The sequence below is a fragment of the Nostoc cf. edaphicum LEGE 07299 genome, from assembly GCF_015207245.1.
GTDB classification, from domain to species: domain Bacteria; phylum Cyanobacteriota; class Cyanobacteriia; order Cyanobacteriales; family Nostocaceae; genus Nostoc; species Nostoc edaphicum_B.
In genome coordinates this window covers 1-2,840 of record NZ_JADEXF010000892.1, presented here as the reverse complement: position 1 = coordinate 2,840, position 2,840 = coordinate 1, and the positions used below count along the sequence as shown (strand labels likewise).

At 44.7% G+C, this 2,840-nt stretch carries 3 protein-coding genes; 1 reads left to right on the top strand and 2 read right to left on the bottom strand.

The window, feature by feature from the left end; genetic code table 11:
- Positions 1 to 32: 32 nt before the first annotated feature.
- The gene (locus IQ229_RS22285) at positions 33 to 1,118 is read right to left on the bottom strand and encodes an AI-2E family transporter (RefSeq protein ID WP_194047481.1); all 1,086 of its coding nucleotides are present in this window, start codon (positions 1,116 to 1,118) and stop codon (positions 33 to 35) included.
- Between the two features lie 127 nt (positions 1,119 to 1,245).
- Here IQ229_RS22285 and pdxH point away from each other — a divergent pair, with 127 nt between their 5' ends.
- Positions 1,246 to 1,890 carry a pyridoxamine 5'-phosphate oxidase gene (pdxH, locus tag IQ229_RS22280; protein WP_194047479.1) on the top strand — a complete coding sequence of 215 codons (645 nt, stop codon included), beginning with the start codon at positions 1,246 to 1,248 and terminating at the stop codon, positions 1,888 to 1,890.
- Positions 1,891 to 2,013: 123 nt separating this feature from the next.
- Here the strand turns inward: pdxH and IQ229_RS22275 are convergent, their stop codons facing one another.
- The gene (locus IQ229_RS22275) at positions 2,014 to 2,631 is read right to left on the bottom strand and encodes an FMN-dependent NADH-azoreductase (RefSeq protein ID WP_194047477.1); all 618 of its coding nucleotides are present in this window, start codon (positions 2,629 to 2,631) and stop codon (positions 2,014 to 2,016) included.
- Between the last annotated feature and the right edge of the window lie 209 nt (positions 2,632 to 2,840).

Genomic DNA, 2,840 nt, shown 5'->3' with positions numbered 1-2,840 from the left:
CTGCTCCCCTGCCCCTCTGCCCCTCTGCCACCTTAATCAGGGGGCGGGTCATGAGCAATAGTGACAGTTGAGACAAAATCACTCGGCTTGCCGCTCTTAATCGCATCGAAAGTGCCCTTAATAGTACCAGCAATCGGAACAGCAACAAGTGTCCCTAACAAGCCAGCAATCTCAAATCCCATCAAAATAGCCACAAAAATCCAGATGGGATTGAGTCCGATAAAATTGCCGAGTAATCTAGGAGCTAACAGGTTATCTTTAAGCTGCTGCATGAGAATCGCCGCGATCGCAACTTGAACTGCTAACCACCAATTTTGTAGCAGCACTAAAATCGTCACCAGGCCAATGCCAAGAGATGCCCCAATAAACGGAATGAGTTCTGAAATACCAATTAATATGGCAAACAACAGAGCAAAGGGCACCTTCATCACTAAGAAAATTGGTGTCAGGGTTAGCACCATGAACAGTCCTAGTAACAACTGGCTGAGGAAAAAGTTCTGGAAGTTTAGGCGCAAAGATGTGGTGAGGGGATCTCCAATGTTAGAAGGCAAAAGATTGATCAGACCATACCAGACGCGATCGCCATATAAAAGCATATAAAATGCAAGCACGATAACTAACACTACGTCAAGTAATCCTGACAGTAGTGTGCCAGCAAATCCCACTGCCCCAGAAGCTAGCTGTTGCACCACATTCTGAATGTTGGCATTGATTTGACTGCTCACAACCCTCAGATCGATTGGCAAACGTCGTTGTTTTGCTAGCATCTCATACTGCTCTAAGTTTGCTTGACTGGCGGTTAACCAATCAGGGATTTTATTTAACAGTTGGATTGTTTGATCAATGATCAACGGTACTAGGGTAACGCCCAAAATCCCAAGCAGGGTTAATGTTGCCAATAAAACTACGATCACCGCCTGAGTGCGCGTGATCTGAGCACGTTCAAAGAACTTAACCGGGTAATTTAGGAGAAAAGCCAGAATTGTCGCAATGCTCAATACAGTAATAGGATGCTGGAAATAGCGAAAAAGCACGGACAGCAACCAAACATTAAGAGCGATAATCGGACCGCTCAGACCATAAATTAACAAGCGTTGAAGGGAGGCTGAACGGCGCATCTAACGCAACCTATTTTAGATATTCCTGGAGAGAATTTGTACAATTCTTGATGGCACTGATTATCATCATAGATATTTTTGACAAAGATATATATCAGCGTATCTGATAGCAAGGAAACAAATCACAATGGACAAAACGGTAGCTGACCTTCGCAAAGACTACACTTTGGAAGGTTTAAGCGAACTCGAAGTAGAACTCAATCCTTTTATCCAATTTAAAAAATGGTTCGATCAGGCTTTAGCAGCACAACTCCCCGAACCCAATGCCATGACTATTGCCACAGCCACACCAGACGGTAAACCCTCAGCCAGAATGGTGCTGCTCAAGGATTTTGATGAACGGGGCTTTGCCTTCTTCACAAACTACAACAGCCACAAAGCACAACAACTAGCAGAAAATCCCCAGGCGGCTTTAGTCTTTTGGTGGGCAGAACTGGAACGTCAAGTCCGAATTTCGGGGTATGTGGAGAAAGTTTCCGAAACTGAATCTGACCAGTATTTTGAAAGTCGCCCTGCCAAAAGTCGCCTGGGTGCATGGGTATCTAATCAAAGCGAGGTGATAGAAAGCCGAGAAGTTCTTGAGCGACGCGTGCAGGAATTCCAGAGCAAATATGAAAATCAAGAGATTCCTCGACCGCCTCATTGGGGAGGTTTACGAGTGATCCCTAGAGAAATTGAGTTTTGGCAAGGACGCCCTAGCCGTCTGCACGATCGCTTACTCTATAGCCGTTTAGATAATAGCACTTGGAATATTGAGCGATTGTCACCCTGAAGAAGAGACAGGGGGGCAGGGGAGCAGGGGAGAGTTCTTCTACAAGTTCTTTCCCCTCTGCCCCTTGTGCCCCACACCCAATGCCCAATTCCCAATGCCCAATTCCCAATGCCCCGCATCACATTACCACTGGGCGATCGCATCTTGAATTGCTGCCCTTGCTTCTGATAGAGATTGGGTACGGGCATCACCTTCATTCAGGCTATTAGCGTTAATAAATTGAATGTCTGTAAGCCCAATAAAGCCGAAAATCGTCCGCAGGTAGGGTTCTTGGAAGTCGTACGCAACGAAAGGAGATGTCGGGCTAAAGTCACCGCCGCGAGCAGTAATGATAACTGCTTTTTTGCCCTGGACTAACCCTTTAAAACCTTGAGCTTCTATTGCAACAGTCCGGTTAATACGAACAATTTGGTCGATGTAAGCCTTAAAAGTGGAAGGTATATTGAAGTTGTACATTGGCACTCCAAAGACGTAGCGATCGGCTGCCAAAAACTCATCAACCAGTTCGTTAGAAATCCTAAGTGCCTCAGTTAATTCTGGGGTATGGGTTTCTGGTGGTGAAAATGCCGCCGCAATCCAAGCTTCATGAACGTGAGGAACTGGGTGACGCCCTATATCTCGATAGGCGATCGCATCTTCAGGATGCGCTGCTTTCCAAGAACTGACGAATTCTTTGGATAATTCTCTGGAGTGCGATCGTTCACCACGGGGGCTGGAATCAATATGTAGAATCTTTACCACCAAATATCTCCTGATTAACTAGGATTTACTGCTTTTACTTTTTTTGAGTTTATATTTCAAAGCATTACATCAGATACTAAAAGTAACTAGTTACTAAAGTAAAGTAGTTACCATAAAGTAACTATTGGATAATTTTGGCTAACTTATCGATGTCTGCTTCTACAAATCCTGATGCTTGCCCAATAAGTATTTTGAGAACATAGCAATAG

Excerpts from the sequence above, each read along its gene's own strand:
- IQ229_RS22285 (WP_194047481.1), bottom strand. The coding sequence starts at position 1,118 with ATGCGCCGTTCAGCCTCCCTTCAACGCTTGTTAATTTATGGTCTGAGC.
- pdxH (WP_194047479.1), top strand. The coding sequence starts at position 1,246 with ATGGACAAAACGGTAGCTGACCTTCGCAAAGACTACACTTTGGAAGGT.